This is a genomic window from Kitasatospora cineracea (assembly GCF_003751605.1).
GTDB lineage: Bacteria > Actinomycetota > Actinomycetes > Streptomycetales > Streptomycetaceae > Kitasatospora > Kitasatospora cineracea.
Map to the genome: position 1 here is coordinate 831,360 of NZ_RJVJ01000001.1, position 26,538 is coordinate 857,897.

Here is a 26,538-nt window from a genome sequence, read left to right on the forward strand (position 1 = left end):
GAGTCGAGCCTATGGGTGGCGATGAGTGACGGAACGGTTCGCCGGCGCACCCTTCACCCTCCGAACGCCAGTCCGGCCCCCGCCCGGTGCGGGCGGGGGCCGGGGGCCGGCCGGGGCCGGTCAGCGGACGAACAGCGAGGCCTTGGAGGCCAGGTCGAGGAAGTACTGCGGGAGCAGGCCCAGACCGAGGGTGACCAGCACGCCGACGCCGATGGCGGTGGCGGTGAACGCGCTGGGCACCGCCACGGCGGGGCCGGAGGGCTGCGGGTCGGAGAAGAACATCAGCACGATGACCCGGATGTAGAAGAACGCGGCGACCGCGGAGGACAGCACGCCGACGATGACCAGCGGGGTGGCCCCGCCCTCGGCCGCGGCCTGGAAGACCGCGAACTTGCCGGTGAAGCCGGAGGTCAGCGGAATGCCCGCGAAGGCCAGCAGGAACAGCGCGAACACCGCCGCCAGCAGCGGCGAACGGCGGCCCAGGCCGGCCCAGTTGGACAGGTGGGTGGCCTCGCCCTTGGAGTCCCGCACCAGGGTGACCACGGCGAACGCGCCGAGCGTCACGAAGGAGTACGCCAGCAGGTAGAACAGCACCGCGGAGACGCCGCGCCGGTCGGTGGCGATCAGGCCGGTGAGGATGAACCCGGCGTGCGCGATCGAGGAGTAGGCGAGCAGCCGCTTCACGTCCTGCTGGGTGACCGCGAGGATCGAGCCGACCACCATGGTGAGGATCGCCACGCCCCACATCACCGGTCGCCAGTCCCAGCGCAGGCCGGGGAAGGCGACGTAGAACAGCCGCAGCAGGGCGCCGAACGCGGCGGTCTTGGTGGCGGCCGCCATGAACCCGGTGACGGGCGTCGGGGCGCCCTGGTAGACGTCCGGGGTCCAGGAGTGGAACGGCACCGCGCCGACCTTGAACAGCAGGCCGACGGCCAGCATGGCCAGGCCGATCAGCAGCAGCGCGTCGTTCTGGGTGGTGACGGCCAGCGCCGGGGTGACCGGGGCGACGCCGGAGACCACGTCGGCGATCTCGCCGAGCTGCACCGTGCCCGCGTAGCCGTACAGCAGGGCCGTGCCGAACAGGAAGAACGCCGAGGCGAACGCGCCCAGCAGGAAGTACTTGACGGCCGCCTCCTGGGAGATCAGCCGGCGGCGCCGGGCCAGCGCGCACATCAGGTACAGCGGCAGCGAGAGCACCTCGAGCGCCACGAACATGGTCAGCAGGTCGTTGGCGGCCGGGAAGAGCAGCATGCCGCCGACCGCGAACAGGGTCAGCGGGTAGATCTCGGTGGTGCGCATCCCCTCGCGGGTGGCGTCGCGCTCCTGCTCGCCGCCGGGGACGGCCGCGGCCTGGGCGGCGAACGCGTCGATCCGGTGGCCGTTGATCCGCGGCTCCAGCCGGCCCTCGGCGTAGCTGAGCACGGTCAGCACCGCGGTCAGCAGGATCACGCCCTGCAGGAACAGCGCGGGGCCGTCGATGGCGACCGCGCCCATCGCCAGCAGGCCCGCCTTGGTGGTGGCGTGGCCCTGCGCGGCGAGCACCACCACGGCGGCGAAGGCGCCGCCGAGGCCGAGCAGCGAGACGCCCAGCTGGGCGGAGGCCCGCAGCCGGCGCGGCAGGAACGCCTCGACCAGGATGCCGAGCACCGCGGCGCCGAACACCACCAGCATCGGGGAGAGCTGGCCGTACTCGATGTGCGGGGCGGGGATGCTCGGGCTGTTGCCGCCGGCGGCGGCCAGCGCGTGGACGGGCATCACTTCTGCTCACCTCCGTTGGCGGCGACGGCCGGGTGGGCCGGCGCCGGGTCGGTGCGGTGGACCTGGCTGAGGGTGTCGTTGACGGCCGGGTTCACCAGGTCGGTGAGCGGCTTCGGGTAGACGCCGAGCAGCAGGGTCAGGGCCACCAGCGGGGCCACGACGGCCAGTTCACGGGCCTTCAGGTCGGGCATCCCCTCGACCGGGGCCTTCACCGGGCCGGTCATGGTGCGCTGGTACAGCAGCAGCGCGTACAGCGCGGCCAGCACGATGCCGAAGGTGGCGACGACGCCGATCGCCGGGTACCGGCTGAAGGTGCCGACCAGGACCAGGAACTCGCTGACGAACGGGGCCATCCCGGGCAGCGACAGCGTCGCCAGGCCGCCGATCAGGAAGGTGCCGGCCAGCACCGGGGCGACCTTCTGCACGCCGCCGTAGTCGGCGATCAGGCGGGAGCCGCGGCGGGAGATCAGGAAGCCCGCCACCAGCATCCAGACGGCGGTGGAGATGCCGTGGTTGACCATGTAGAGGGTCGCGCCGGACTGGCCCTGGCTGGTCATCGCGAAGATGCCCAGGATGATGAACCCGAAGTGCGAGATCGACGCGTAGGCGACCAGGCGCTTGATGTCCTTCTGGCCGATCGCCACCAGCGCGCCGTAGACGATGCCGACCAGCGCCAGCACCATGATCACCGGGGCGAAGGTCTTCGACGCGTCCGGGAACAGGCCCAGGCAGAACCGCAGCATGGCGAAGGTGCCGACCTTGTCGACCACCGCGGTGATCAGCACGGCCGTCCCGGCGGTGGACTCGCCCATCGCGTTCGGCAGCCAGGTGTGCAGCGGCCACAGCGGGGCCTTCACCGCGAAGGCGAAGAAGAAGCCGAGGAACAGCGCCCGCTGCGCGTTCGGGTCGATCACCAGCTTGCCGGAGGAGATGGCGTCGGTCAGCCCGGTGAGGCTGAACGTCGCCTGCCCCTGGTCGGCGGCCACCACGTACAGGCCGATCACGGCGGCCAGCATGACCAGGCCGCCGAGCAGGTTGTACAGCAGGAACTTGACGGCCGCGTAGGAGCGCTGCCGGTCCGCGTCCGGGCCGCCGGCCCGGTCGCCGAAGCCGCCGATCAGGAAGTACATCGGGATCAGCATGGCTTCGAAGAACACGTAGAACACGAAGACGTCGGTGGCCAGGAAGGACACCAGCACCATCGCCTCGACGGCCAGGATCAGCGCGAAGAACGCCTGGGTGCGCCGCTTGGACTCGAACGAGCCCTCCGGGGCGGCCCCCGCGGCGGAGCCGCTGACGGGTTCCGTGGCGTCGTGCCAGCCGGCCAGCATCACCACCGGCACCAGGACGGCGGTGAGCAGCGCCAGCGCGGTGCCGATGCCGTCCGCGCCGAGCGAGAAGCTGATCCCGAAGGAGCGGATCCAGGAGTAGGACTCGGTCAACTGGTAGCGGGCGCCCCCGGGTTCGTAGGACGCCGCGATCGCGGCGGCCAGGCCCAGGGTGAGGACGGAGACCGCCAGCGCCACGGTCTTGGTGGTGCGCCGCCGGGCCTCGCTGGTCCCGGCCGGGAGGGCGGCGGTGAGCACCGCTCCGGCGGCCGGGACGGCACAGGTGGCGGAGAGGAGGTAGCTCATCAGACCGACCTCATCAGGAGAGTGGAGGCGACCAGCACCAGCGTGCCGCCGAACATGGAGAGCGCGTACGTGCGGACGTAGCCGGTCTGGATCCGGCGCAGCCGGCTGGAGATCCCGCCGATCGCGGCGGCCAGGCCGTTGACGAAGCCGTCCAGGCCCCGGCTGTCGAACCAGACCAGGGTGGCGGCCAGCGCGGTGCCGGGACGGACCAGGACGGCGTGGTTGAAGTCGTCCTGGAGCAGGTCGCGGCGGGCGGCCCGGGTGAGCGGCGAGCCGATCGGCGCCTTGACCGGGACGGGGCTGCGGCCGTACATCTGCCAGGCCAGGCCCGCGCCCGCCAGCATGCAGACGGTGGCGATCAGGCTGACCACGAGCGGGGACAGCGGCGAGTCGCCCTCGGCGTGGCCGGTGACCGGCTCCAGCCAGTGGACGAAGGAGCTGCCGTAGGCGAACAGGCCGCCGGCGAAGACCGAGCCGAAGGCCAGCACGACCATCGGGGCGGTCATCGTCTTCGGGGACTCGTGCGGGTGCGGCGCCTCGCCGGTCTCCGGGTCCGGCTGCCAGCGCTTCTCGCCGAAGAAGGTCAGCACCATCACCCGGGTCATGTAGAACGCGGTGACCGCGGCGCCGATCAGGGCGCACAGGCCGAGGATCCAGCCCTCGGTGCCGCCCTTGGCGAACGCCGCCTCGATGATCTTGTCCTTGGAGAAGAAGCCGGACAGGCCCGGGAAGCCGATGATCGCCAGGTAGCCGAGGCCGAAGGTGGCGAAGGTGACCGGCATGTACTTCCGCAGGCCGCCGTAGTGCCGCATGTTCACCTCGTCGTTCATGCCGTGCATGACCGACCCGGCGCCGAGGAACATCCCGGCCTTGAAGAAGCCGTGGGTGACCAGGTGCATGATGGCGAAGGCGTAGCCGATCGGGCCCAGCCCCGCCGCCATGATCATGTAGCCGATCTGCGACATGGTCGAGCCGGCCAGCGCCTTCTTGATGTCGTCCTTGGCGCAACCGACGATCGCACCGAACAGCAGCGTCACCGCGCCGACCACCACCACGGCGGTCTGCGCGTCCGGCGCCAGGTCGAAGACCGCGCCGGAGCGGACGATCAGGTAGACGCCGGCGGTGACCATGGTGGCCGCGTGGATGAGGGCGGAGACCGGGGTCGGGCCCTCCATCGCGTCGCCCAGCCAGGACTGCAGCGGCACCTGCGCGGACTTGCCGCAGGCGGCCAGCAGCAGCATCAGGCCGATCGCGGTGAGCTTGCCCTCGCTGGCCTGGTCCGCGGTGGCGAACACCGGCTGGAAGGCGAAGGAGCCGAACTCGACGAACATCAGCATGATGGCGATCGACAGGCCCATGTCGCCGACCCGGTTGACGATGAACGCCTTCTTGGCGGCCGTCGCGGCGCTCGGCTTGTGCTGCCAGAACCCGATCAGCAGGTAGGACGCCAGGCCGACGCCCTCCCAACCCACGTACAGCAGCAGGTAGTTGTCGGCGAGAACCAGCACCAGCATGGCGGCCAGGAACAGGTTCAGGTAGGCGAAGAAGCGGCGGCGGCGCTCGTCGTGCGCCATGTAGCCCACCGAGTACAGGTGGATCAGGGTGCCGACGCCGGTGATCAGCAGGACGAAGGTGATCGAGAGTTGGTCGAGCTGGAAGGAGACGTCGGCCTGGAAGCCGTCGACCGGGATCCAGCTGAACAGCCGCTCGGTGACGGCGCGGTGCTCGGCGTCCCGGCCGAGCATGTCCGCGAACAGGGCCAGTCCGAAGGCGAAGGAGAGCGCGGCCAGCAGGACCGCGATCCAGTGCCCGAACCGGTCCAGGGCCCGTCCGCCGAGCAGCAGCAGGGCAGCGCCGGCCAGCGGCGCCGCGACCAGCAGCGGAATGAGAGAGTTCACTGAGGGGCCCTCCGCCTACAGCTTCATCAGGTTGCTGTCGTCGACCGAAGCGGAGTGCCTGGTCCGGAAGATGGAGACGATGATGGCGAGGCCGACCACGACCTCGGCAGCCGCGACCACCATGGTGAAGAACGCGATGATCTGACCGTCCAGGTTGCCGTGCATCCGGGAGAAGGTGACCAGCGCCAGGTTCGAGGCGTTCAGCATCAGCTCCACGCACATGAACAGCACGATCGCGTTGCGCCGCACCAGCACGCCCGAGGCGCCGATGGTGAACAGCAGCGCGGCGAGGTACAGGTAGTTGGCCGGGTTCACTCCGCCTCCTCCTTGTCCTTGGTCGGCACGGTCTCCAGCGCCTGGCGCGGCCCGGCGACCTGCGGGCGGGCCGAGGACGGGCGGCCCAGCCAGTCGGCCGTGGTCTCCTCCAGCTCGGCCATCCGCCGCAGCATCTCCTGGCTGACGTCGCGGACCTGGCCGCGCTCGCGCAGGGTGCCCATCACCGAGTCCTCGGCGACGGTGCCGTCCGGCAGCAGCGCCGGGACGTCCACCGCGTTGTGCCGGGCGTACACGCCGGGGGCGGGCAGCGGCGGCACCTGGATGTTGTCCGCGACCCGGCGGGCCGCCAGCTGGCGCTGGGTCGGCGGCGCCTTGACCTTCTCGCGGTGGGTCAGCACCATCGCGCCGATCGCCGCGGTGATCAGCAGCGCGCCGGTCACCTCGAACGCCCACACGTACTTGGTGAAGATCAGCCGGGCCAGGCCCTGCACGTTGCCCTCGGCGTTCGCCGCGGACAGGCCGGTGAAGTCGCGCAGGTGCGCGTTGGCCAGGCCGGCGATCAGCAGCACGCCGAAGCCCAGGCCGCAGAGCACCGCGGCGACCCGCTGGCCCTTCAGCTGCTCCTTGAGCGAGTCCGCCGAGGAGACGCCGACCAGCATCACCACGAACAGGAACAGCATCATGATCGCGCCGGTGTAGACCACGATCTGCACCACGCCGAGGAACACCGCGCCCTGCGCCATGTAGCAGACCGCCAGCGACAGCATGGTCGCCGCCAGGCAGAGCGCCGAGTGCACGGCCTTCTTCATCAGCAGCATGCCGAGCGCCCCGCCGACCGCGATCACGGCCAGCACCCAGAACTGCACGGCCTCGCCGGTGGAGGTCATGACTGCTCCTCCTTCTCCCGCTCGTGCCGCTCCTGCCGGACGGTGCCGGGCGCCGCGCCGGTGATCTCGCCCCGGTAGTAGGCGCCCTCGTCGGCGCCCGGGAAGATCGAGTGCGGGGAGTCGACCATGCCCTCGGACAGCCCGACCAGCAGCTGCTCCTTGGTGAAGATCAGGTCCTGCCGGCTGGAGTCCGCGAGCTCGTACTCGTTGGTCATGGTCAGCGCCCGGGTCGGGCACGCCTCGACGCACAGCCCGCACAGGATGCAGCGGGCGTAGTTGATCTGGTAGACCGCGCCGTACCGCTCGCCGGGCGAGTAGCGCTCCTCGTCCCGGTTGTCGGCGCCCTCGACGTAGATCGCGTCGGCCGGGCAGGCCCAGGCGCACAGCTCGCAGCCGACGCACTTCTCCAGGCCGTCCGGGTGCCGGTTCAGCTGGTGGCGGCCGTGGAAGCGCGGAGCGGTGGGCTTCTTGTACTCCGGGTACTGCTCGGTGAGCCGCTTCTTGAACATGGCCTTGAAGGTCACGCCGAAGCCGGCGGCCGGCCCGAGGATCGACTTCTCTGACGGTTCGTCAGGCATCTCGGATCAGCTCCCTTCGGAATGGTCGGCCCCGTTGAGGGCGTCCTGGAGTTGCGGGGTCCGGCGGCGTCGGCGCGGCACGGGCGGCAGTTCCTGCCCGGGCAGCGGCGGGACGGGGTAGCCCCCGGCCATCGGGTCGAAGGCCGGCTCGGCGGCGGCCGCGGGCGGCCCGGCGGGCTTCTTGCGCACCAGGTCCACCACCAGCGCGATCAGCAGGACCACCGCCAGCGGCGCCCCCACGTACAGCACCACGTTGGCGAAGTCGTAGCCCTCGTTGCGCAGCGCCCGCACCGTGGAGACCATCACCAGCCACACCAGCGAGACCGGGATGAGCACCTTCCAGCCGAGCTTCATGAACTGGTCGTAGCGGAGCCGGGGCAGGGTGCCGCGCAGCCAGATGAAGAAGAACAGCAGCAGCTGGATCTTCAGCACGATCCACAGCATCGGCCACCAGCCGTGGTTGGCGCCCTCCCAGAAGGCGGACACCGGCCACGGGGCGCGCCAGCCGCCCAGGAACAGCGTGGAGGCGACCGCCGAGACGGTGACCATGTTGACGTACTCGGCCAGCATGAACATCGCGAACTTCAGCGAGGAGTACTCGGTGTTGAAGCCGCCGACCAGCTCGCCCTCGGCCTCCGGGAGGTCGAACGGCGCCCGGTTGGTCTCGCCGACCATGGCGATGATGTAGACGATGAACGACACCGGCAGCAGCACCGCGAACCAGGTCGGCTGCTGCGAGGAGACGATCTCCGAGGTCGACATCGAGCCCGAGTAGATGAACACCGCCGCGAACGACAGGCCCATCGCGATCTCGTAGCTGATCATCTGCGCGGACGAGCGGATGCCGCCCAGCAGCGGGTACGTCGAACCGGACGACCAGCCGGCCAGCACGATCCCGTAGATGCCCACCGAGGCGGTGGCCAGGATGTACAGCAGCGCGATCGGCAGGTCGGTCAGCTGCAGCGGGGTGCGGGTGCCGAAGATCGACACCTCGTTGTCCGCCGGGCCGAACGGGATCACCGCGAACGCCATGAACGCGGGGATCGCCGCGACGATCGGCGCCAGCACGTAGACCGCCTTGTCGGCGCCCTTGACCACCAGGTCTTCCTTCAGCGCCAGCTTCACGCCGTCGGCCAGCGACTGCAGCATGCCCCACGGGCCGTGCCGGTTCGGGCCGATCCGCAGCTGCATCCAGGCGACCACCTTGCGCTCCCAGACGATGGCGATCAGCACCGTCAGGACCAGGAACGCGAAGCAGAACACCGCCTTCAGCAGCACCAGCCACCACGGGTCGCGGCCGAAGAAGCCGAGCGTGTCGGCAGCAGCAAGGACCCTCATGACTCCTCCGCCGGGGCGATGGTGACCAGGTGGCCGACCGTGGTGCCGAGCGCGCGGTACGCGCCGCCGTCCGGCGTCGAGTTGAGCGGCAGCCAGACCGTGCGGTCCGGCATCGCGTCGGTGATCTCCAGCGGCAGGGTCAGCGACCCGGCCGGGCCGGTGACCCGCAGCGCCGCCGTCGCGCCGACCTCGGCGGCGGTGGCGGCGGACAGCCGGGCCACCGCGGCGTGCCGGGTGCCCGCCAGGTGCTCGTCGCCCTCCTGGAGGGTGCCGTTGTCCAGCAGCATCCGGTGCCCGGCCAGCACGGCCTGCCCGGTGGCCGGGCGGGGCAGCACCGCGGGGTGCGCGGCGGGCGCCGCCGGGCGGTCGCCCGTCCACGGGGCGAAACGGTCCAGCTCCAGGCGGGCCGCCCGGACGTCGGGCAGGCCGATCGGCCGGTCCAGCGCGTCCGCGACCATGTTCAGCACCCGGACGTCGGCGTGCAGGTGGCGCTGCATCAACTGGTCGGGCTTGAGCGCCGGTTCGAACATCCGGACCCGGCCCTCCCAGTCCAGGAAGGTGCCGGCCTTCTCGGCGACCGCCGCGACCGGCAGCACCACGTCGGCGTGCGCGGTGACCGCGGACGGGCGCAGCTCCAGCGAGAGCACGAACCCGGCCCGGGCCAGGGCCTCGTCGGCGAGCGCCGGGTCCGGCAGGTCGTCCAGGCCGACGCCGCCGACCACCAGCGCGTCCAACTCGCCCGCCACCGCGGCGGCCAGGATCTGGCCGGTGTCGCGGCCGGGGCGGGACGGCAGTTCGGCGACGCCCCAGTGCGCGGCCGCCTCGGCCCGGGCGGCGGGCACCGCGACGGACCGGCCGCCGGGCAGCAGCCCGGGCAGCGCGCCCGCCTCGACGGCGCCGCGCTCACCGGCCCGGCGCGGCACCCAGGCGAGCTTCGCCCCGGTGGCGTGCGCCAGGCGCAGCGCGGCGCTCAGGCCGCCCGCGGTCTGCGCGAGCCGCTCGCCGACCAGCACCACCGCGCCCGGCGAGCGCAGCGCGTCCGCGCAGCGCCCGGCGTCGTCGGCGAGCACCTCCTCGCCGGCCAGCGCGGCCAGCCACTCGACCTCGGTGCCGGGGGCGGCGGGCAGCAGCGCGCCGCGCAGCTTGGCCAGGCCGCGGGTGGCGTGCGAGGCGATCGAGAACACCCGCAGCCCGGCGGCCCGGTTGGCCTTGCGCAGCCGCAGGAAGACGATCGGCGCCTCCTCCTCGGCCTCCAGTCCGACCAGCAGCACGGCCGGTGCGGCTTCGAGGGAGCGGTAGGAGACGGCGTCCCCGTCCAGGTCGACCCCGTGCCCGGCGACGGCCGCGGCCAGGAAGTCGGCCTCCTCGCCGCTGTGCGGCCGGGCGCGGAAGTCGACGTCGTTGGTGCCGAGCGCGAGGCGGGCGAACTTGCCGTAGCCGTACGCGTCCTCGACGGTCACCCGGCCGCCCGCGAGCACCCCGGCGCGGGCGCCGCGCAGCCCCTCGGCGGCCCGGGCCAGCGCCTCCGGCCAGGAGGCGGCGACGAGTTCGCCGTCCTGCCGGACCATCGGCGTGGTGAACCGGTCGCGCTGCTGGGCGTAGCGGAACGCGAACCGGCCCTTGTCGCAGTTCCACTCCTCGTTGACCTCCGGCTCGTTGCCGGCCAGGCGCCGCAGCACCTTGCCGCGCCGGTGGTCGGTGCGCTGCCCGCAGCCGGCCGAGCAGTGCTCGCACACCGACGGGGAGGACACCAGGTCGAACGGGCGGGAGCGGAACCGGTAGGCGGCGGAGGTGAGCGCGCCGACCGGGCAGATCTGGATGGTGTTGCCGGAGAAGTACGAGTCCAGCGGCTGGTCCGCGCCGGTGCCGACCTGCTGGAGCGCGCCGCGCTCGACCAGGTCGATGAACGGGTCGCCGGCGATCTGTTGCGAGAACCGGGTGCAGCGGGCGCACAGCACGCAGCGCTCGCGGTCCAGCAGCACCTGGGTGGAGAGCGGGAGCGGCTTCTCGTACGTCCGCTTGGCGCCGTCGAACCGGGAGTCGGGGTCGCCGGTGGACATCGCCTGGTTCTGCAGCGGGCACTCGCCGCCCTTGTCGCAGACCGGGCAGTCCAGCGGGTGGTTGATCAGCAGCAGCTCCATCACGCCGCGCTGCGCCTTCTCGGCGACCGCGGAGGACAGCTGGGTGCGGACCACCATGCCCTCGGTGACCGGGATGGTGCAGGAGGCGACCGGCTTGCGCTGCCCCTCGATCTCCACGATGCACTGGCGGCACGCCCCGACGGGGTCGAGCAGCGGGTGGTCGCAGAAGCGCGGGACCTGGGTGCCGATCTGCTCGGCGGCGCGGATCACCAGCGTGCCCTTGGGGACGCTGACTTCGACGCCGTCGATGGTGAGCGTGACCAGATCGGTCTGGGTGGAAGGCTCCGTGACCGTCACGCGTGCACCTCCCTCTCGGTGGCGGACTCGTGGACGGGGGCCCGGTCGGCCCAGACGGTGGAGGCCGCCGGGTCGAACGGGCAGCGGTGCTCGTTGAGGTGCTGCTCGTACTCGGCGCGGAAGTGCTGCAGCGAGGAGACGATCGGGCTGGCCGCGCCGTCGCCCAGCGCGCAGAACGACTTGCCGTTGATGTTGTCGGCGATGTCGAGGAGCTTCTCCAGGTCCCCGGCCTCGCCCTGTCCGGCCTCGATCCGCCGGAGCAGCTGGACCAGCCAGTAGGTGCCCTCGCGGCACGGGGTGCACTTGCCGCAGGACTCGTGGGCGTAGAACTCGGTCCACCGGGTGACGGCCCGCACCACGCAGGTGGTCTCGTCGAAGACCTGCAGCGCCTTGGTGCCGAGCATCGACCCGGCCGCGCCGACGCCCTCGTAGTCCAGCGGGACGTCGAGGTGCTCGTCGGTGAACATCGGGGTCGAGGAGCCGCCCGGCGTCCAGAACTTGAGCCGGTGCCCGGCCCGGACGCCGCCGGTGATCTCCAGCAGCTGGCGCAGCGTGATGCCGAGCGGCGCCTCGTACTGGCCGGGGTTGGTGACGTGCCCGGAGAGCGAGTACAGCGTGAAGCCGGGCGACTTCTCGGTGCCCAGCGACTTGAACCAGTCCTTGCCGCGGGCCAGGATCGGCGGCACCGAGGCGATCGACTCGACGTTGTTCACCACCGTCGGGCAGGCGTACAGGCCGGCGATCGCCGGGAACGGCGGGCGCAGCCGGGGCTGGCCGCGGCGGCCCTCCAGCGAGTCGAGCAGCGCGGTCTCCTCGCCGCAGATGTACGCGCCGGCGCCGGCGTGCACGGTGATGTCCAGGTTGATGCCGGAGCCCTGGACGTCCTTGCCGAGGTACCCGGCCTCGTACGCCTCGGCGACGGCCGCCTGCAGGCGGCGCAGCACCGGGACGACCTCGCCGCGCAGGTAGACGAAGGCGTGCTCGCAGCGGATCGCGTACGAGGCGATGATCATGCCCTCGATCAGCGAGTGCGGGTTGGCGAACAGCAGCGGGATGTCCTTGCAGGTGCCCGGCTCGGACTCGTCGGCGTTGACCACCAGGTAGTGCGGCTTGCCGTCGTTCTGCGGGATGAACTGCCACTTCATGCCGGTGGGAAAGCCGGCGCCGCCGCGTCCGCGCAGGCCCGCGTCCTTGACCAGGGCGATCACGTCGTCCGGGGCCATCGCGAGGGCGGCGCGCAGGCCGTCGTAGCCGCCGTGCCGGCGGTAGGTCTCCAGCGTCCAGGGGCGCTGGTCGTCCCAGGAGGCGGACAGGACCGGGGAGAGGAGCTTCTCGGCCGGTTCGGCGGAGGTCATCACGCTTCCGTCCCTTCGTGCCGCGGGGAGACCACCTTGGCGCCCGGGGTGCCGGGCAGCGCCTCGCCCTTGGCCAGGCGCAGGCCGGCCAGCGAGGGCGCGCCGCCCGCGCCGGACTCGTCGTTGGCGCCGGGGCGCCCGTCGGCGAAGCCGGCCAGGATCCGGGAGGTCTCCTTGAACGAGCAGAGCTTGGCGCCGCGGGTGGGGCGGACCTCCTGCCCGGCGCGCAGCTGGTCGACCAGCTGCTTGGCGCTGTCCGGGGTCTGGTTGTCGAAGAACTCCCAGTTGACCATCACCACGGGCGCGTAGTCGCAGGCCGCGTTGCACTCGATGTGCTCGATCGAGACCGAGCCGTCCTCGGTGGTCTGGTTGTTCTCGATCCCGAGGTGCTGCTTGAGCTCGTCGAAGATCTGGTCGCCGCCGAGCACCGCGCACAGCGTGTTGGTGCACACGCCGACGTGGTACTCGCCGGCCGGGCGCCGCCGGTACATCGTGTAGAAGGTGGCGACCGCGGTGACCTCGGCGGTGGTCAGCTCCAACTGCTCGGCGCAGAACCGGATCCCGGTCGGGGTGACGCAGCCGTCCTCGGCCTGCACCAGGTGCAGCAGCGGCAGCAGCGCGGACCGGGACTGCGGGTAGCGGTCGATCAACTCCCGGGCGTCGGCCGCGAGTCGGGCCGCCACCTCCGGCGGGTAGGGCTTGGCCGGCAGCGCCGGCAGGCCGAGTTCTGTGCTGCTCACCGGTCCACGCCTCCCATCACCGGGTCGATCCCGGCCACCGCCACGATCACGTCGGCCAGCGGGCCGCCCTCGCACATCGCGGCCATCGTCTGCAGGTTGGTGAAGGACGGGTCGCGGAAGTGCACCCGGTAGGGCCGGGTGCCGCCGTCGCTGACCACGTGCACGCCGAGTTCGCCCTTGGGCGACTCCACCGCGGCGTAGGCCTGTCCGACCGGGACCTTGAAGCCCTCGGTGACCAGCTTGAAGTGGTGGATCAGGGCCTCCATCGAGGTGCCCATGATCTTCCGGATGTGGTCCAGCGAGTTGCCCATGCCGTCGGGGCCGACGGCCAGTTGGGACGGCCAGGCGATCTTCTTGTCCGCCACCATGACCGGTCCGGGCCTCAGCCGCTCCAGGCACTGCTCGACGATCCGCAGCGACTGCCTCATCTCCTCCAGGCGGATCAGGAACCGCCCGTAGGAGTCCGCGCTGTCGGCCACCGCGACGTCGAAGTCGTAGGTCTCGTAGCCGCAGTACGGGTCGGACTTGCGCAGGTCGTGCGGCAGGCCGGTGGCCCGCAGGATCGGGCCGGTGGCGCCGAGCGCCAGGCAGCCGGGCAGGTCGAGGAAGCCGACGTCGACCAGCCGGGCCTTGAACACCGGGTTGTCGGTGGCCAGCTTGTCGTACTCGTGCATCCGCGAGCGCAGCAGGTTGACGCCCTCGCGGATCTTGTCGACCGCGCCGGGCGGCAGGTCCTGGGCCAGGCCGCCGGGGCGGACGTAGGCGTGGTTCATCCGCAGGCCGGTGACCAGCTCGAAGATGTCGAGCACGACCTCGCGGTCCCGGAAGCCGTAGATCATCAGGGTGGTGGAGCCGATCTCCATGCCGCCGGTGGCCAGCGCCACCAGGTGCGAGGAGATCCGGTTGAGCTCCATCATCAGCACCCGGATCACGGTGGCCCGCTCGGGCACGTCCGCGGTGATCCCGAGCAGCTTCTCCACGGCCAGGCAGTAGGCGGTCTCGTTGTACAGCGGAGTGAGGTAGTCCATCCGCGTCACGAACGTGGTGCCCTGCACCCAGTTGCGGAACTCCATGTTCTTCTCGATGCCGGTGTGCAGGTAGCCGATGCCGCAGCGGGCCTCGGTGACCGTCTCGCCGTCGATCTCCAGGATCAGCCGCAGCACGCCGTGGGTGGACGGGTGCTGCGGGCCCATGTTGACGATGATCCGCTCGTCGTCGGCGCCGGCCACCGCCTCGGCGACCTCGCCCCAGTCGCCGCCGGTGACGGTGAACACCCGTCCCTCGGTGGTCTCCCGGGCTCCTGCTTCGTAGTGGGTGCTGCTCATCAGCTGTACGACCTCCGCTGGTCGGGAGCCGGGATCTGGGCGCCCTTGTACTCGACGGGGATGCCGCCGAGCGGGTAGTCCTTGCGCTGCGGGTGCCCCAGCCAGTCGTCCGGCATCATGATCCGGGTGAGCGCCGGGTGGCCCTCGAAGACCAGGCCGAAGAAGTCGTAGGTCTCCCGCTCGTGCCAGTCGTTGGTCGGGTAGACGCTCACCACCGAGGGGATGCGCGGGTCCGCGTCGGGTGCGGTGACCTCCAGCCGGATCAGCCGGGTGTGGGTGATCGAGCGCAGGTGGTAGACCGCGTGCAGTTCCCGGCCCTTGTCCTGCGGGTAGTGCACGCCGCTGACGCCCAGGCACAGTTCGAACCGCAGCGCCGGGTCGTCGCGCAGGATCCGCACCGCCTTCAGCAGGTGCGCGCGGTCGAGGTGGAAGGTCAGCTCGCCGCGGTCGACGACGGTCTTCTCGATCACCTCCGCCACGTCCAGGCCCTGCTCCTCCAGCGCGCCCTCGAACTCGTCGGCCACCTCGTCGAACCAGCCGCCGTACGGCCGTTCGCTCGGACCGGGCAGCACGATCGGCGCGGTCAGGCCGCCGAAGCCGGAGGTGTCGCCGGTGCCGTGGGCGCCGAACATGCCCTGTCGGCGGCCGACCACCTCGACCGGGATCTCCCGCCGGGTCGCGGGCACCTCGGGCCGCTGCCCGGGCTGGTCGGAGTCGCTCATCGCAGCAGCCCCCGCATCTCGCTGGTGGGGGTGGCCGCCAGCGCGACGCGCTCGGCCTCCTCCTCGGCCCGGCGGCGGTTCACGCCGAGCTTCTCGTGCTGGATCTTCTCGTGCAGCTTGACGATCGCGTCCAGCAGCATCTCCGGGCGGGGCGGGCAGCCCGGCAGGTAGATGTCGACGGGGACGATGTGGTCGACGCCCTGGACGATCGCGTAGTTGTTGAACATGCCGCCGGAGGAGGCGCACACGCCCATCGAGATGACCCACTTCGGGTTCGGCATCTGGTCGTAGACCTGCCGCAGCACCGGCGCCATCTTCTGGCTGACCCGGCCGGCCACGATCATCAGGTCGGCCTGCCGGGGCGAGCCCCGGAAGACCTCCATGCCGAACCGGGCCAGGTCGTAGCGGCCCGCGCCGGTGGTCATCATCTCGATCGCGCAGCAGGCCAGACCGAAGGTGGCCGGGAAGACCGAAGCCTTCCGCACCCAGCCCGCGGCGGCCTCCACGCTGGTGAGTAGGAAGCCGCTCGGCAGCTTCTCCTCGATACCCATCAGTTCCCTCTCAATGCCCTCGAGTCCGTTGGCTTGTCCGCCCGTTCACAAACGGCAGCCGGTGGTCAGTCCCACTCCAGGCCGCCGCGGCGCCAGACGTAGGCGTAGGCGACGAACACGGTGGCGATGAACAGGAGCATCTCGACCAGCCCGAAGATCCCCAGGGCGTCGAAGCTGACCGCCCAGGGGTAGAGGAAGACGATCTCGATGTCGAAGACGATGAACAGCATCGCCGTCAGGTAGTACTTGATCGGGAACCGACCGCCGCCCACCGGCTGCGGGGTCGGTTCGATACCGCACTCGTACGCCTCCAACTTGGCCCGGTTGTAGCGCTTCGGGCCGGTGAGCGAGGCCATCACGACGGAGCCGACCGCGAACGCCGCCGCGATGGCACCGAGTACGAGGATCGGCGCGTAGGCATTCATAGCCCCGCTCCCTCCGTCCAGTCGTCCTTGACTGCAGATCGGAACCACCAGGTCACCAAGGGTGAAATGATGATCCACTTCGTGGGATCCGGCTTCATGTGAGGCAGTTCACAAAGCCAGGTTGGAGCGCATCCTATGCCTGTCCGCTTGTGATCTGCGACACGCAGTTCCCGATGATCTTTGTGATCTTCGCCACCCGACGAAGCCCGCGAAGGCGGATCGATCACCACCGTTCCACCCGATGTGGGCAATTGGCCACATACAGTCGCAACCCGGGGGCAAACGGCTGCTGTTCGGCCACGCCCTATATCAATTCTGCGGCGGTCAGGGCAAATTTCGGAGTGATCCGGTTTACGTGGTAGTGGATCTCACTCGCCCGGTGGACCCGGAGTGACGGCCGCTTGACCCTTCGTTCACAAGCTCTCGGCCGGCCGCCGGGAACCGCGGCGCCCGCCGCCGCCCCCACTCGGTGCCCACCAGCACCGCCACCGCCCCCAGCAGCGCCAGCCGCCCCGGCCGGTCCCCCGCCAGCAGCACCCCGCACAGCGCCGCCCACAGCGGCTCGGTGCCCAGCAGCAGGCTCACCCGCGACGGCGAGGTCGCCCGCACCGCCCACAGCTGCACGAAGAACGCGAACAGCGTGCACAGCAGCGACAGGTACAGCAGCAGCCCCCAGCGGGCCACGTCGAAGGACGCCGCCACCGCCAGCGGCGAGGGCCCCGCGAACGGCGCCGCCAGGGCGAACACCACCGTGGCGAAAGCGAGTTGGACCCAGGTCAGGGCCAGCGCGTCCACCCCGCGCACCGACCGCAGCCGGGCCGTCGCCAACACGTTCACCGTCCGCGCCACCGCCGCCCCCAGCACCAGCAGGTCACCCACCGACGGCGCCCGCAGCCCCGTCAGCAGCGCCACCCCCAGCACCGACACCCCCACCGCCGCCAGGAACCCCACCGGCGGCGCCGACCGCCGCAGCACCGCCTCCGCGAGCGGCGTGAACACCATCGTCAGACTGATCACCAGCCCCGCGTTGGTCGCCGACGTGTGCACCACCCCGTACGTCTCCAGCAGGAACACCGCCCCCAGCACCACCCCCAGCACCGCCCCGCCACCCCACTGCGCGAACGACAACCCCCGCAACCGCCGCCACGCCACCACCCCCAGCACCGGCAGCACCACCCCGAACCGCAACACCAGCACCGCCACCACCGTCCGGTCCTCCGCCACCTGCCGGACCGCCCAGAAACTCGACCCCCACACCACCGCCACCGCCAACAACGGCAGGTCGCGCAGCAGTTGCGGACGGGCTTCGATCGATACGACGGCCACGGCACGGCTCCCGGAACACTCGACGGGGGCCCGTGCACCATCGGACGGGACACTCGGAAGCCGCCACTGTCCCGCACCCGGAAGGCGGCGGGCAAGCGCTTTCCCGCCAGCCCCGACCATCCCGCGAAGCCGCGGGCCGCATTTTTTCCTACCGACGGTGCTACCGTTTGGGTATGACTGTCCCCGCCCGCAAGAGCCACGAGCGCGCCGGCAAGCGGTCGGTGTCGCTGGCCCAGTCGTTGATCAACGAAGTCGAGGAGCGCACCGGCCGGACCGGTTTCTCCTCCGTCGTGTCCGAAGCCCTAGAAGAATGGCTGGCCGCCCAGAAGCTCCGCGAGGTGGTCGCCGCCGATCGCGAGGAGTTCGGCCCCGTGTCCGCCGAGGCGCTGGAGCAGGCGGAACGAGAGTGGTGAGCAAGCGTCTCAAGGTCGAGGCCAGGAGCGAGGGCACCTTGGTCCTGGATGCCCAGGGGCTCTCGCTGCACGTCGACGGCGACGAGGGCATGCGGGCGCGCATCGAGGTGGCCGAACGCACCGGCCGCCGGGTCGCGCTCTCCGCCCTGACGCCGCTGGAGGTCCGCCGGAGCGGCCCCGCCGCCGAACGGCTCCGGTTCCTGCTCTCCCGCTTCGACGTGAAGCCCGTCACCGACGCGGTGATGGACGCCGCCGCCCACCTGCTCGACATCTCGGGCCTCGATGGGCACGAGTGCCTGGTCGACGCCCTCGTGGTCGCCACCGCCGCCCTCTGCACCCCGCCGGTCCTGCTCGTCACCTCCGACCGGTCGCACGTCCCGGCGCTGTGCAAGGCCGTCGAGGAACTCCCGGGCTCACCCGTGGTGAAGATCGTCCACGTCTGAACCCGCCTCCCGGCCGACCGGGCGGGTCACACCTCGCCGAACGCGCCCCGCTTGACGCCCGCGACGAAGGCCGACCACGCCTGCGGAGCGAAGCACAGCCGGGGGCCGTCCGGGTCCTTGGAGTCCCGGACGGTGCCGGGGCGGGCGTCGTCCACCTCGACGCAGTTCCCGTTGTTTCCGCCGCTGTAGCTACTCTTGCGCCACTGCTCGGGCCGGTCGTGGTGGTCACTCTTGCCCATGTGCGTGTTCCTCCGCCGCCGACTCGATCAGGGGCAGGGACGCCTCCGGCGACAGCGCGGCGGCCCGCACGAAATCATAGGACAGCAGGCACTTGGCAACGGTGGACGGATCGTCGACCAGTTGACCGGCATGGGGGCCTTCGAGGTACGCCACCGGCGGAGCGTCGGCGAAGGTCATGAGAGACAGCGCGCCCTCCAGCAATGCACGGGCACCGGCGGAGTACGGGAGCACCTGGACGATGATCCGGTGCTCCCGCATCAGCGCCGCGAGGTGGGAGAGCTGTCCGGCCATTGTCGCCGCGCCACCGATCGGGCGACGGATCGCGCTCTCGTCCAGGACCACCCGGAGCATCGGACTCGTAGGGCCTTCCAGGAGGCGCGCACGGTCCATCCGCAGGCTGACCAGATCGTCGGTCTCCGCCGCCGAACGCAGGGGCTGGGCGGAGCGGAAGAGGGCCCGCGCGTACTCCGGCGTCTGGAGCAGCCCCGGTACGAGGACCGGGGCGTACTCGCTGATCGTCAGGGCCACGGCCTGGAGTTCGGCGGCGGCCGTGAAGTACTCGGCGAAGCGCGTACGGGTGACCGGAGGGTACAGCCGGGCGAAGTGGCCGCCCGTTTCGAGCACGCTGTCGAAGCGTTCGGACATGTCCTCCTGCGGCCGGCGGGTCGCGGCCTCGATCTGACCGACGTACGCGCCGGAGCAGAAGACCAGCTCGCCCAGCCGTTCCTGGGACAGCCCCCGGTCCTCGCGCAACCGACGCAGCTCCGAGCCGAGAACGACCTGGGCGACTCGCAGGGGTCCAGTGGCTTCGGGTACGCCATGCGTCAAATCCCTTTCCCTACCACCCTGTTGCCGCCACCAGCGTACGGCTGGAAGTAGTCGCCCCGGGATGGGAACGGACCGACTGCACCCGCCCGGGGCTGTACTCCGTGCCGGCCCGAGCGATGTTGATGAAATATGCTGGGTATCAACATTGCCCACAGCCCCGGAGGCGCGGAGTGAGCGTCACGCAGATCGACATCGACGACGAGGCCCTCGCCGCGGCGATGAAACTCATGGGCACCACCACCAAGAAGGACACCGTCAACACCGCCCTCCGCGAGTACACGGCGCGCATGAAGCGGTTGGAGGCGGCGGAACGGCTCGCCGCCAGGGGCGCCCGGGGCGAGTTCGACGCGGCCGCGGCCGCGCGGGCCGCCGCCAAGCGGGCCCGCCAGGAGGGCCTCGATTGATCGGCTACCTGGTCGACGCCTCGGCCTTGTGGCACCTGTTCCGCACCCCGGGGGCGCTGCGCGCCTGGGAGGGGCACATCGCCGCCGGGGCGCTGCACGTCTGCGAGCCCACCCGCGCCGAGTTCCTGTACTCCGCCACGAGTCCGGCGCATCGCGACGAGCTGGCCGACGAGCTGGACACCCTGTGCGGCACCGCCGCGGTGCCCAAGTCGGCCTGGCGGTGGGTGGATTCCGCCCAGTACCGGCTGACGCAGCGGGGCCTGCACCGCTCGGCCGGTGCGATCGACCTGCTGGTCTGCGCCACCGCCGCCCATCACGACCTCACGGTGCTGCACGTCGACAACGACTTCACCACCGTCGCGTCCGTCGTACCCGACCTCCGCGAGCGGGACGCCCGGCACTGAACACCACCGCACGCGAAAGGCGGCGGACCGGCGCTCCCGCGCCCGTCCGCCGCCTTCCGGAGACCTGAAGGATCAAGCCCGCGGTGCCACCTTGGCCAGGCCGTTGATGATGCGGTCGGCGGCGTCGCCGCCGCTCGGGTCGGTCAGGTTGGCGAGCAGCTTGAGGACGAACTTCATCAGCACGGGGTGGGTCAGGCCGCGTTCGGCGGCGATCCGCATCACCCGGTCGTTGCCGATCAGCTTCACGAAGGCGCGGCCGAGCGTGTAGTAGCCGCCGTAGGTGTCCTTGAGCAGCTGCGGGTAGCGGGCCAGGGCGCGTTCCCGGCCCTCGGGGGTGATCCGGGCCATCGCCTGGACGATGACGCCCGCCGCGAGTTGGCCGGATTCCATCGCATAGGCGATGCCCTCGCCGTTGAACGGGTTGACCATGCCGCCCGCGTCGCCGACCAGCAGCAGGCCGCGGGTGTAGTGCGGCTGCCGGTTGAAGGCCATCGGCAGCGCGGCGCCGCGGATCGGTTCGGTCATGTTCTCCGGCGTGTAGCCCCACTCCTCGGGCATGCCGGCGCACCAGCTCTTCAGCACCTCGCGCCAGTTCAGGTCGCCGAAGGCGGGCGAGGAGTTGAGGATGCCGAGGCCGACGTTGGAGGTGCCGTCGCCCATGCCGAAGATCCAGCCGTAGCCGGGCAGCAGCTTCTTCTGCCCGCCGCGGGTGTCCCACAGCTCCAGCCAGGACTCCAGGTAGTCGTCGTCGTGCCGGGGCGAGGTGAAGTACGTCCGGTAGGCGACGCCCATCGGCCGGGACTCCAGCCGGTGCAGGCCCATGGCCAGCGACAGCCGGGTCGAGTTGCCGTCCGCGGCGACCACCAGCGGGGCGTGGAACTCGACCTCCCGCTTGTCCGGTCCGAGCTTCGCCGTCACGCCGGTGATCCGGCCGGTCCGGTCCTGCACGGGCCCGCTGACGTTGCAGTTCTCGTACAGCCGGGCGCCGGCCTTCTGCGCCTGCCGGGCGAGCAGTTCGTCGAAGTCGGCGCGCTTGCGCACCAGCCCGTAGTCGGGGAAGGAGGCGAGGTCCGGCCAGTCCAGCTCCAGCCGGACGCCGCCGCCGATGATCCGCAGGCCCTTGTTGCGCAGCCAGCCCTCGGCGGACACGTCGATGCCCATGTCGACCAGCTGCTTGACGGCGCGCGGGGTCAGGCCGTCCCCGCACACCTTCTCGCGCGGGAACTCGGTCTTCTCCAGCAGCAGCACGTCCAGGCCCGCCTGGGCCAGCCAGTACGCGGTGGTGGAGCCGGCCGGACCGGCACCGACCACGATGACGTCGGCGGTGGACTCGACGGCGGTCTCGGTCATACGGGGCTCTCTCCTGAGCGCGTCGGGGTCACGGAGTCGGGGGCCGACGCCCCGTCAGCGCCTCGGCGGCGGACGGAGTGCCGAACCACCGCAGTCTACGGCGCCTTGAAGCCGCGGTGGAGGGCGACGATGCCGCCGGTCAGGTTGCGCCACGCCACCTTCGTCCAGCCCGCCTGCTGCAACTCGGCGGCCAGCGCGGGCTGGTCCGGCCAGGCCCGGATCGACTCGGCGAGGTACACGTACGCCTCCGGGTTGGAGGACACCTTGGTCGCCACCGGCGGCAGCGCCCGCATCAGGTACTCGGTGTACACCGTCCGCAGCGGCGTCCAGGTCGGCGTGGAGAACTCGCAGATCACCAGCTTCCCGCCGGGCTTGGTCACCCGCAGCATCTCGCGCATCGCCACCTCGTGCTCCTGCACGTTGCGCAGCGCGAACGAGATCGTCACGGCGTCGAACGACTCGTCGGCGAACGGCAGCCGGGTCGCGTCGCCCGCGGTCAGGGCCAGTTCGGGGTGCCGGCCCTTCCCCTCGGTCAGCATCCCGATCGAGAAGTCGCACGGCACCACGTCGGCGCCCGCCTCCAGGAACGGCAGCGAGGACGTCCCGGTGCCCGCACCGAGGTCCAGGATGCGCTGGCCCGCGACGGCGCCCACCGCATCGGCCACCGCCCGGCGCCACAGCCGGGCCTGGCCCAGCGAGAGCACGTCATTGGTGCGGTCGTACTTGGCCGCGACGTCGTCGAACATGGCGGCGACGTCCTGCGGCTGCTTGTCCAGATGGGCTCGGGTCACGCCCCCATTGTTCACCTTGCGGTGCCGCGGACGGGCACTGGGGCTCACCGCAGGGCGCGGCGGCCCCCCTTGCGGCGGCGCCGGGAGCGCTTCCCCTGGGTCAGCGCGGGCATCCCCTCCGCCGCGAACGCCACCGCGAAGCCGGCCTGCGCCCGCTCCTCCCCCGCCTGGTGCCGCCGGAACCGCCGGATCCGCCACACGCACAGCGCGCACAGCAGCACCGCCGCCGGCACGCTAGTCTGCGCCAGCCCGACCCCGACCGGCTGCGGGTAGGTCTTCCCGCACACCCGCACCGCGGACGGGTCGTCCGCCGCCCGTTCCAGACAGATCGGGTCCCCCACCTGGGCCCCCGCCGGCAGCCACAGGTCCGCCGCGGTCAACCGCCGCCCGTCCACCGGGTACGTGATCTGGCTGTACGTCCCGCTGCCGCCCGGCAGTTGAGTGACCGTCCCCTCGACCCGCACCGGGTGCGCGTCGATCCGGTCGGCCTGGTCCGCCTGGCGCCACCCCAGCAGGCACATCGCCACCGCCACCACGGCACTCAGCACGGCCCCGACGTACCAGCCCCGAGCCGGTCTGGTCCGCACACGTTCGGGGGTCGTGGCGCGCATACGTCCTGTTCCTGGGCTCGGCAGAGGTCTGACCGGGATGGTAGCCGCAAAAACCGCCCCGGGTCACGACCAGTCAGAAAACCCCCACCTCACCAGGACCCCGTCAGGAGCCCGGGAAACGGCGGGTCGATGCTGCTGCAGGCCGGAGCCCACCGAAAAGTCCGTGCTGCTGAGGGCTCGTGAAAGACAGCACCCCGAAACACCCGCGACCTCTCCGCCCCTGCCCCTACCGCCGCCGGTACAGCAACCGCCCGTCCAGCACCGTCCCCAGGCAGACCGCCCCGCCCCCGTCGAGCTCCTCGACCGCCCCCGCCGCGAACACCGCGAAGTCCGCCGCCCCGCCGACCACCAGCGGCCGGTGCAGCGCAGCCGTCAACGCCCGCTCCGCGAGCGGGTCGAGGCCGCCCGGGGAGGGGTCCCCGCCGGGAGGCCGTCGCAGGCCGGACCGCCCGACCGCCGTCCGGACCGCGGCCCGGGCGAACGTCCCGGCGAGGGCCGTCACCCCGTGCCCGAGCAGCCGTTGCAGTCCGCGCCGGGCGCTGCCGCCCCACTGTTCGTCGCCCAGCCCGGCGGGGGGCGCCAGCGGCCGTTCCCCGAGCCCTTCCCGCGGGTCGGGGTGGTAGGCGTGCTCCAGCAGCCACGCCCCGTGCCGGTTGAGCAGTCCGGGCACCAGCACCCCGGGCCACTCCCGGACTCGCGCCGGGCCGCCCGGCAGCTCCGCGGCGGGCCCGATCGCGGTGACGGTCGCGCCGTCGACCAGCACCGCCCCGTCCTCGATCAGCGCGGTGCCGGTGAACAGCAGCCCCGCCCGGTGCAGTGTCAACATCGGACTCGGGCCGGGGCCGTCAGTTGGCGGCCAGGATGGTGAGTTCGGGGTGCGCGGTGCCGCCCTCGATCGCGGTGGAGGCGATGTGCGAGGCGACCCGCGGGTCGACCGGGTCGTTGGCCGGGTCGTCGAGGACCCGCAGGTGCTCGTACGTGGTGGCGCGCTGGGCGGGCACCCGGCCTGCGGTGCGGATCAGGTGGATCAGTTCGTGCAGGTTGGAGCGGTGCTTGGCGCCGGCCGCGGAGACGACGTTCTCCTCCAGCATGACCGAGCCGAGGTCGTCCGCGCCGTAGTGCAGGGAGAGTTGGCCGGCCTCCTTGCCGGTGGTGAGCCAGGAGCCCTGGATGTGGGCGACGTTGTCGAGGAAGAGCCGGGCGACGGCGATCATCCGCAGGTACTCGAAGACCGTGGCCTGGGTCGAGCCCTTCAGGTGGTTGTTCTGCGGCTGGTAGGTGTAGGGGATGAACGCCCGGAAGCCGCCGGTGCGGTCCTGCACGTCGCGGATCATCCGCAGGTGCTCGATCCGCTCGGCGTTGGTCTCGCCGGTGCCCATCAGCATGGTGGAGGTGGACTCGACACCGAGCCGGTGCGCGGTCTCCATGATCTCCAGCCAGCGCTCGCCGGACTCCTTGAGCGGGGCGATCGCCTTGCGCGGCCGCTCGGGCAGCAGTTCGGCACCGGCGCCCGCGAACGAGTCGAGGCCCGCCGCGTGGATCCGGGTGATCGCCTCCTCGATCGGGACGCCCGAGATCTTCGCCATGTGCTCGACCTCGGAGGCGCCCAGCGAGTGGATCACCAGCTGCGGGAACCCGGCCTTGATCGCGGCGAAGTTCTCCTCGTAGTACTCGACGCCGTAGTCGGGGTGGTGCCCGCCCTGGAACATGATCTGGGTGCCGCCGAGCTCGACGGTCTCCGCGCACCGGCGCAGGATCTCGTCCAGGTCCCGCGACCAGCCCTTCTCGCTCTTCGGCGGCACGTAGAACGCGCAGAACTTGCACGCGGTCACGCAGACGTTGGTGTAGTTGATGTTCCGCTCGATGATGTACGTGGCGATGTGCTCGACACCCGCGTACCGCCGCCGCCGCACCGCGTCCGCGGCCGCGCCGAGCGCGTGCAGCGGGGCCGACCGGTACAGCTCCAGCGCCTCCTCGGCGGTGATCCGGCCGCCCTCGGCGGCCCGGTCCAGCACGGCCTGCAACTGGGTCGCGGAAAGGTTCTGCTCGGACACCTGGCGGGCCTGCTTTCTTCGTCGAAGGGGCGGACCCGCTCAGCCTACGCCAGCACATTTCCCGCCCGTTGCAGCCCTCTTCCCGCGCCGCCCGCCGCTTGACCGGGCCGCCTACTGCTTGGCCAGGTCGCCCTCGGGGTCGCTGCCGAGCGGGGCCCCGCTGACCGCCAGGTGCAGGCCGCCGGTGCCGAGCAGGGTGTAGCGCTGCTTCTCGGGGACGCCGGTGCAGGCGCTGTCGTTGCCGTCCGGGCGTTCCTGGAGCAGCACTTCGGCGTCGGTGACGGAGAGCAGGGTGAGCACGCCCCGGCAGACGGTGCTGCTGAGTTGGGAGGCGTTGCTGGTGCGGCCGACCTCCTCGCCGACCCGGCCGGCGGTGAAGGTGACGGTGAAGGTGGACGCCAGCGGGACGATCTTGGTGGTGATGTCGCCCCTGAAGGTGCCGAGGAAGGCGTCGGGCAGCGCCTTGCCCGAACCGCTCGCCCCCGCACTCGTACCCGCACTCGCGCTCGAACTCGCGCTCGCACTGCCGCCCGGGCTCGCCGCTCCGCTCGGCCGCGGGGTGCGGCTGCCGCTCGCGGCGGCGCCGGGGCTCGGGGTGCCGGTGACGGCGTCCTGCCCGGGCGAGGGGCTGCTGCCGGGGGCGGCCCGGTTCCAGGGCAGGTGGCCGCCGGCGGCCAGCCCGCCGTACCCGGCGGCCAGCACCGCCACGGCCGCCAGCACGGCCCACAGCGTCCGGCGCCGCCGCCCCGGCCCGGGGACCGGCTCCGGCCGCGGGGCCCGGCGCGGTCCGCCGTCGAGCACGGTGGGCTGCCGGTCGACGGGGGCGGTTCCGGCCGGGCCGCTGTCGCCCTCCAGGTCGAGGAGTTCGACGGCGGCCCGGCCGACCGCGGCGGCCAGCGGGCCGGGCAGCCAGCCCTCGGGGCCGTTCGCGGCGCCCGGGGCGAGCCGGGCGCGCAGCGCGGCGGGGGTGGGCCGGTGGGCCGGGTCCTTGGCCAGGCAGGCGGTCACGGTGTCCAGCAACTCGCCGTCCAGACCGCCGAGTTCCGGTTCCTCGTGGAGCACCCGGTAGAGCAGGACGGGGGCGCTGACGCCTTCGCCGAACGGGGCGGTGCCGGTGGCGGCGTAGGCGAGCAGGGCGCCGAGCGAGAAGACGTCGCCGGCCGGTCCGGTGGGCGAGCCGGCGGCCTGTTCGGGCGACATGAAGCCGGGCGAGCCGACCACGTAGCCGCTGTGGGTGTAGGTGGAGGCGGCGTCCAGCGCGCGGGCGACGCCGAAGTCGATCAGCCGGGGCCCGTCCAGGGTGAGCAGCACGTTGGACGGTTTGACGTCCCGGTGCACCAGGCCGAGCGCGTGCACCTGTTCGAGGGCTTCGGCGAGCCGGGCGCCGAGGGCGTGCACCGAGCGGACCGGGAGCGGGCCGGCGGTGCGGACGGCCTCGCCGAGGGCGGGGCCGGCCACGTAGCCGGTGGCGACCCAGGGGCGGGGGCCCTCGGTGTCGGCGTCCAGCACGGGGGCGGTCCAGCGGCCGCCGACCCGGCGGGCCGCGGACACCTCCTGGCGGAACCTGGCCCGGAACTCGGGGTCGTCGGCGAGTTCGGGGCGCACCACCTTGACCGCGACGGTCCGCCCGCCCGCGGTGCGGCCCAGGTAGACCCGGCCCATGCCACCGGCGCCGAGCCGGCGCAGCAGCCGGTAGTCGCCGATCGCCGACGGGTCGTCGGCCGTCAGCAGTTCCATGCCCGTCCCCCT

27 protein-coding genes are annotated in these 26,538 nt (G+C 71.9%); 4 read left to right on the top strand and 23 right to left on the bottom strand.

The genetic code is table 11. The annotated features are described in order from the left end of the window. Positions 1–120: 120 nt before the first annotated feature. The 15 genes from nuoN to EDD39_RS03675 all read right to left on the bottom strand — a co-directional run bounded on the left by nuoN (position 121) and on the right by EDD39_RS03675 (position 17,251). Positions 121–1,755, bottom strand: coding sequence for an NADH-quinone oxidoreductase subunit NuoN (nuoN, locus tag EDD39_RS03605; protein WP_123560107.1), 1,635 nt, complete (start codon positions 1,753–1,755; stop codon positions 121–123). Next, positions 1,755–3,392 (bottom strand): NADH-quinone oxidoreductase subunit M, encoded by a 1,638-nt coding sequence (locus EDD39_RS03610; protein ID WP_123553344.1) that lies wholly within the window; start codon positions 3,390–3,392, stop codon positions 1,755–1,757. Before EDD39_RS03610 ends, nuoN begins: the two co-directional genes overlap by 1 nt. Beyond that, a complete protein-coding gene (nuoL, locus tag EDD39_RS03615; RefSeq protein WP_123553345.1) occupies positions 3,392–5,290 on the bottom strand; it encodes an NADH-quinone oxidoreductase subunit L in 1,899 nt (632 codons plus the stop codon). The genes EDD39_RS03610 and nuoL overlap by 1 nt, the downstream gene beginning before the upstream one ends. Before the next feature lie 15 nt (positions 5,291–5,305). After that, positions 5,306–5,605 (bottom strand): NADH-quinone oxidoreductase subunit NuoK, encoded by a 300-nt coding sequence (gene nuoK / locus EDD39_RS03620; RefSeq protein WP_123553346.1) that lies wholly within the window; start codon positions 5,603–5,605, stop codon positions 5,306–5,308. Next, positions 5,602–6,453, bottom strand: a complete 852-nt coding sequence (locus EDD39_RS03625) for an NADH-quinone oxidoreductase subunit J (protein ID WP_123553347.1) — start codon at positions 6,451–6,453, stop codon at positions 5,602–5,604. The genes nuoK and EDD39_RS03625 overlap by 4 nt, the downstream gene beginning before the upstream one ends. Next, the gene (gene nuoI, locus EDD39_RS03630) at positions 6,450–7,031 is read right to left on the bottom strand and encodes an NADH-quinone oxidoreductase subunit NuoI (RefSeq protein WP_030459080.1); all 582 of its coding nucleotides are present in this window, start codon (positions 7,029–7,031) and stop codon (positions 6,450–6,452) included. The genes EDD39_RS03625 and nuoI overlap by 4 nt, the downstream gene beginning before the upstream one ends. Positions 7,032–7,037: 6 nt before the next feature. Further along, complete coding sequence (gene nuoH / locus EDD39_RS03635) at positions 7,038–8,369, bottom strand: NADH-quinone oxidoreductase subunit NuoH (RefSeq protein WP_123553348.1); 1,332 nt, start codon at positions 8,367–8,369, stop codon at positions 7,038–7,040. Further along, the gene (locus tag EDD39_RS03640) at positions 8,366–10,807 is read right to left on the bottom strand and encodes an NADH-quinone oxidoreductase subunit G (RefSeq protein WP_123553349.1); all 2,442 of its coding nucleotides are present in this window, start codon (positions 10,805–10,807) and stop codon (positions 8,366–8,368) included. The genes nuoH and EDD39_RS03640 overlap by 4 nt, the downstream gene beginning before the upstream one ends. After that, positions 10,804–12,162, bottom strand: coding sequence for an NADH-quinone oxidoreductase subunit NuoF (gene nuoF / locus EDD39_RS03645; RefSeq protein ID WP_123553350.1), 1,359 nt, complete (start codon positions 12,160–12,162; stop codon positions 10,804–10,806). Before nuoF ends, EDD39_RS03640 begins: the two co-directional genes overlap by 4 nt. Beyond that, positions 12,162–12,881, bottom strand: a complete 720-nt coding sequence (gene nuoE / locus EDD39_RS03650; RefSeq protein ID WP_123560109.1) for an NADH-quinone oxidoreductase subunit NuoE — start codon at positions 12,879–12,881, stop codon at positions 12,162–12,164. The genes nuoF and nuoE overlap by 1 nt, the downstream gene beginning before the upstream one ends. 17 nt (positions 12,882–12,898) lie before the next feature. Further along, the gene (locus EDD39_RS03655) at positions 12,899–14,227 is read right to left on the bottom strand and encodes an NADH-quinone oxidoreductase subunit D (protein WP_123553351.1); all 1,329 of its coding nucleotides are present in this window, start codon (positions 14,225–14,227) and stop codon (positions 12,899–12,901) included. Beyond that, a complete protein-coding gene (locus EDD39_RS03660) occupies positions 14,227–14,949 on the bottom strand; it encodes an NADH-quinone oxidoreductase subunit C (protein ID WP_123553352.1) in 723 nt (240 codons plus the stop codon). The genes EDD39_RS03655 and EDD39_RS03660 overlap by 1 nt, the downstream gene beginning before the upstream one ends. Beyond that, positions 14,946–15,500 carry a NuoB/complex I 20 kDa subunit family protein gene (locus tag EDD39_RS03665; protein WP_123553353.1) on the bottom strand — a complete coding sequence of 185 codons (555 nt, stop codon included), beginning with the start codon at positions 15,498–15,500 and terminating at the stop codon, positions 14,946–14,948. Before EDD39_RS03665 ends, EDD39_RS03660 begins: the two co-directional genes overlap by 4 nt. 65 nt (positions 15,501–15,565) lie before the next feature. Then, positions 15,566–15,925, bottom strand: a complete 360-nt coding sequence (locus tag EDD39_RS03670; RefSeq protein ID WP_014137597.1) for an NADH-quinone oxidoreductase subunit A — start codon at positions 15,923–15,925, stop codon at positions 15,566–15,568. Between the two features lie 351 nt (positions 15,926–16,276). Next, positions 16,277–17,251 (bottom strand): DMT family transporter, encoded by a 975-nt coding sequence (locus EDD39_RS03675; protein WP_123553354.1) that lies wholly within the window; start codon positions 17,249–17,251, stop codon positions 16,277–16,279. A gap of 173 nt (positions 17,252–17,424) precedes the next feature. Between EDD39_RS03675 and EDD39_RS03680 the strand changes: the two genes are divergently transcribed. Together EDD39_RS03680 and EDD39_RS03685 are read left to right on the top strand one after the other, a co-directional pair. Continuing rightward, entirely contained in the window at positions 17,425–17,664 is a 240-nt protein-coding gene (locus EDD39_RS03680) for a hypothetical protein (protein ID WP_123553355.1), read from the top strand. Further along, on the top strand, positions 17,661–18,107 hold the full coding sequence (locus EDD39_RS03685) for a PIN domain-containing protein (RefSeq protein ID WP_123560111.1): 447 nt from the start codon (positions 17,661–17,663) through the stop codon (positions 18,105–18,107). Before EDD39_RS03680 ends, EDD39_RS03685 begins: the two co-directional genes overlap by 4 nt. 26 nt (positions 18,108–18,133) lie before the next feature. Here the strand turns inward: EDD39_RS03685 and EDD39_RS03690 are convergent, their stop codons facing one another. Together EDD39_RS03690 and EDD39_RS03695 are read right to left on the bottom strand one after the other, a co-directional pair. Then, a complete protein-coding gene (locus EDD39_RS03690; RefSeq protein ID WP_123553356.1) occupies positions 18,134–18,346 on the bottom strand; it encodes a DUF397 domain-containing protein in 213 nt (70 codons plus the stop codon). After that, positions 18,333–19,100, bottom strand: coding sequence for a helix-turn-helix domain-containing protein (locus tag EDD39_RS03695; RefSeq protein ID WP_341869285.1), 768 nt, complete (start codon positions 19,098–19,100; stop codon positions 18,333–18,335). Before EDD39_RS03695 ends, EDD39_RS03690 begins: the two co-directional genes overlap by 14 nt. Before the next feature lie 245 nt (positions 19,101–19,345). Here EDD39_RS03695 and EDD39_RS03700 point away from each other — a divergent pair, with 245 nt between their 5' ends. Next, the gene (locus EDD39_RS03700) at positions 19,346–19,579 is read left to right on the top strand and encodes a type II toxin-antitoxin system VapB family antitoxin (RefSeq protein WP_123553357.1); all 234 of its coding nucleotides are present in this window, start codon (positions 19,346–19,348) and stop codon (positions 19,577–19,579) included. Continuing rightward, entirely contained in the window at positions 19,576–19,983 is a 408-nt protein-coding gene (locus EDD39_RS03705) for a PIN domain-containing protein (protein WP_123553358.1), read from the top strand. The genes EDD39_RS03700 and EDD39_RS03705 overlap by 4 nt, the downstream gene beginning before the upstream one ends. 72 nt (positions 19,984–20,055) lie before the next feature. Here the strand turns inward: EDD39_RS03705 and EDD39_RS03710 are convergent, their stop codons facing one another. From EDD39_RS03710 to EDD39_RS03735, 6 genes are all read right to left on the bottom strand, one after another. Beyond that, on the bottom strand, positions 20,056–21,333 hold the full coding sequence (locus EDD39_RS03710; RefSeq protein ID WP_123553359.1) for a geranylgeranyl reductase family protein: 1,278 nt from the start codon (positions 21,331–21,333) through the stop codon (positions 20,056–20,058). Positions 21,334–21,428: 95 nt separating this feature from the next. After that, on the bottom strand, positions 21,429–22,124 hold the full coding sequence (locus EDD39_RS03715) for a demethylmenaquinone methyltransferase (protein WP_123553360.1): 696 nt from the start codon (positions 22,122–22,124) through the stop codon (positions 21,429–21,431). Between the two features lie 44 nt (positions 22,125–22,168). Next, positions 22,169–22,672, bottom strand: coding sequence for a hypothetical protein (locus tag EDD39_RS03720; protein ID WP_123817623.1), 504 nt, complete (start codon positions 22,670–22,672; stop codon positions 22,169–22,171). A gap of 289 nt (positions 22,673–22,961) precedes the next feature. Then, entirely contained in the window at positions 22,962–23,561 is a 600-nt protein-coding gene (locus EDD39_RS03725) for a hypothetical protein (protein WP_123553362.1), read from the bottom strand. A 19-nt stretch (positions 23,562–23,580) separates the two neighbouring features. Beyond that, positions 23,581–24,789 (bottom strand): cyclic dehypoxanthinyl futalosine synthase, encoded by a 1,209-nt coding sequence (gene mqnC, locus EDD39_RS03730; protein WP_162869934.1) that lies wholly within the window; start codon positions 24,787–24,789, stop codon positions 23,581–23,583. Between the two features lie 111 nt (positions 24,790–24,900). Continuing rightward, the gene (locus EDD39_RS03735) at positions 24,901–26,526 is read right to left on the bottom strand and encodes a serine/threonine-protein kinase (RefSeq protein ID WP_123553363.1); all 1,626 of its coding nucleotides are present in this window, start codon (positions 26,524–26,526) and stop codon (positions 24,901–24,903) included. Between the last annotated feature and the right edge of the window lie 12 nt (positions 26,527–26,538).

Bases quoted from the DNA above. Each gene is read 5' to 3' on its own strand.
- nuoH (WP_123553348.1), bottom strand. From the start codon at position 8,369: ATGAGGGTCCTTGCTGCTGCCGACACGCTCGGCTTCTTCGGCCGCGAC.
- nuoI (WP_030459080.1), bottom strand. From the start codon at position 7,031: ATGCCTGACGAACCGTCAGAGAAGTCGATCCTCGGGCCGGCCGCCGGC.
- EDD39_RS03610 (WP_123553344.1), bottom strand. From the start codon at position 3,392: ATGAGCTACCTCCTCTCCGCCACCTGTGCCGTCCCGGCCGCCGGAGCG.
- EDD39_RS03625 (WP_123553347.1), bottom strand. From the start codon at position 6,453: ATGACCTCCACCGGCGAGGCCGTGCAGTTCTGGGTGCTGGCCGTGATC.
- EDD39_RS03670 (WP_014137597.1), bottom strand. From the start codon at position 15,925: ATGAATGCCTACGCGCCGATCCTCGTACTCGGTGCCATCGCGGCGGCG.
- EDD39_RS03680 (WP_123553355.1), top strand. From the start codon at position 17,425: ATGACTGTCCCCGCCCGCAAGAGCCACGAGCGCGCCGGCAAGCGGTCG.
- EDD39_RS03690 (WP_123553356.1), bottom strand. From the start codon at position 18,346: ATGGGCAAGAGTGACCACCACGACCGGCCCGAGCAGTGGCGCAAGAGT.
- EDD39_RS03735 (WP_123553363.1), bottom strand. From the start codon at position 26,526: ATGGAACTGCTGACGGCCGACGACCCGTCGGCGATCGGCGACTACCGG.
- EDD39_RS03655 (WP_123553351.1), bottom strand. From the start codon at position 14,227: ATGAGCAGCACCCACTACGAAGCAGGAGCCCGGGAGACCACCGAGGGA.
- EDD39_RS03725 (WP_123553362.1), bottom strand. From the start codon at position 23,561: ATGTTGACACTGCACCGGGCGGGGCTGCTGTTCACCGGCACCGCGCTG.
- EDD39_RS03665 (WP_123553353.1), bottom strand. From the start codon at position 15,500: ATGGGTATCGAGGAGAAGCTGCCGAGCGGCTTCCTACTCACCAGCGTG.
- EDD39_RS03660 (WP_123553352.1), bottom strand. From the start codon at position 14,949: ATGAGCGACTCCGACCAGCCCGGGCAGCGGCCCGAGGTGCCCGCGACC.
- EDD39_RS03710 (WP_123553359.1), bottom strand. From the start codon at position 21,333: ATGACCGAGACCGCCGTCGAGTCCACCGCCGACGTCATCGTGGTCGGT.
- nuoN (WP_123560107.1), bottom strand. From the start codon at position 1,755: ATGCCCGTCCACGCGCTGGCCGCCGCCGGCGGCAACAGCCCGAGCATC.
- nuoF (WP_123553350.1), bottom strand. From the start codon at position 12,162: ATGACCTCCGCCGAACCGGCCGAGAAGCTCCTCTCCCCGGTCCTGTCC.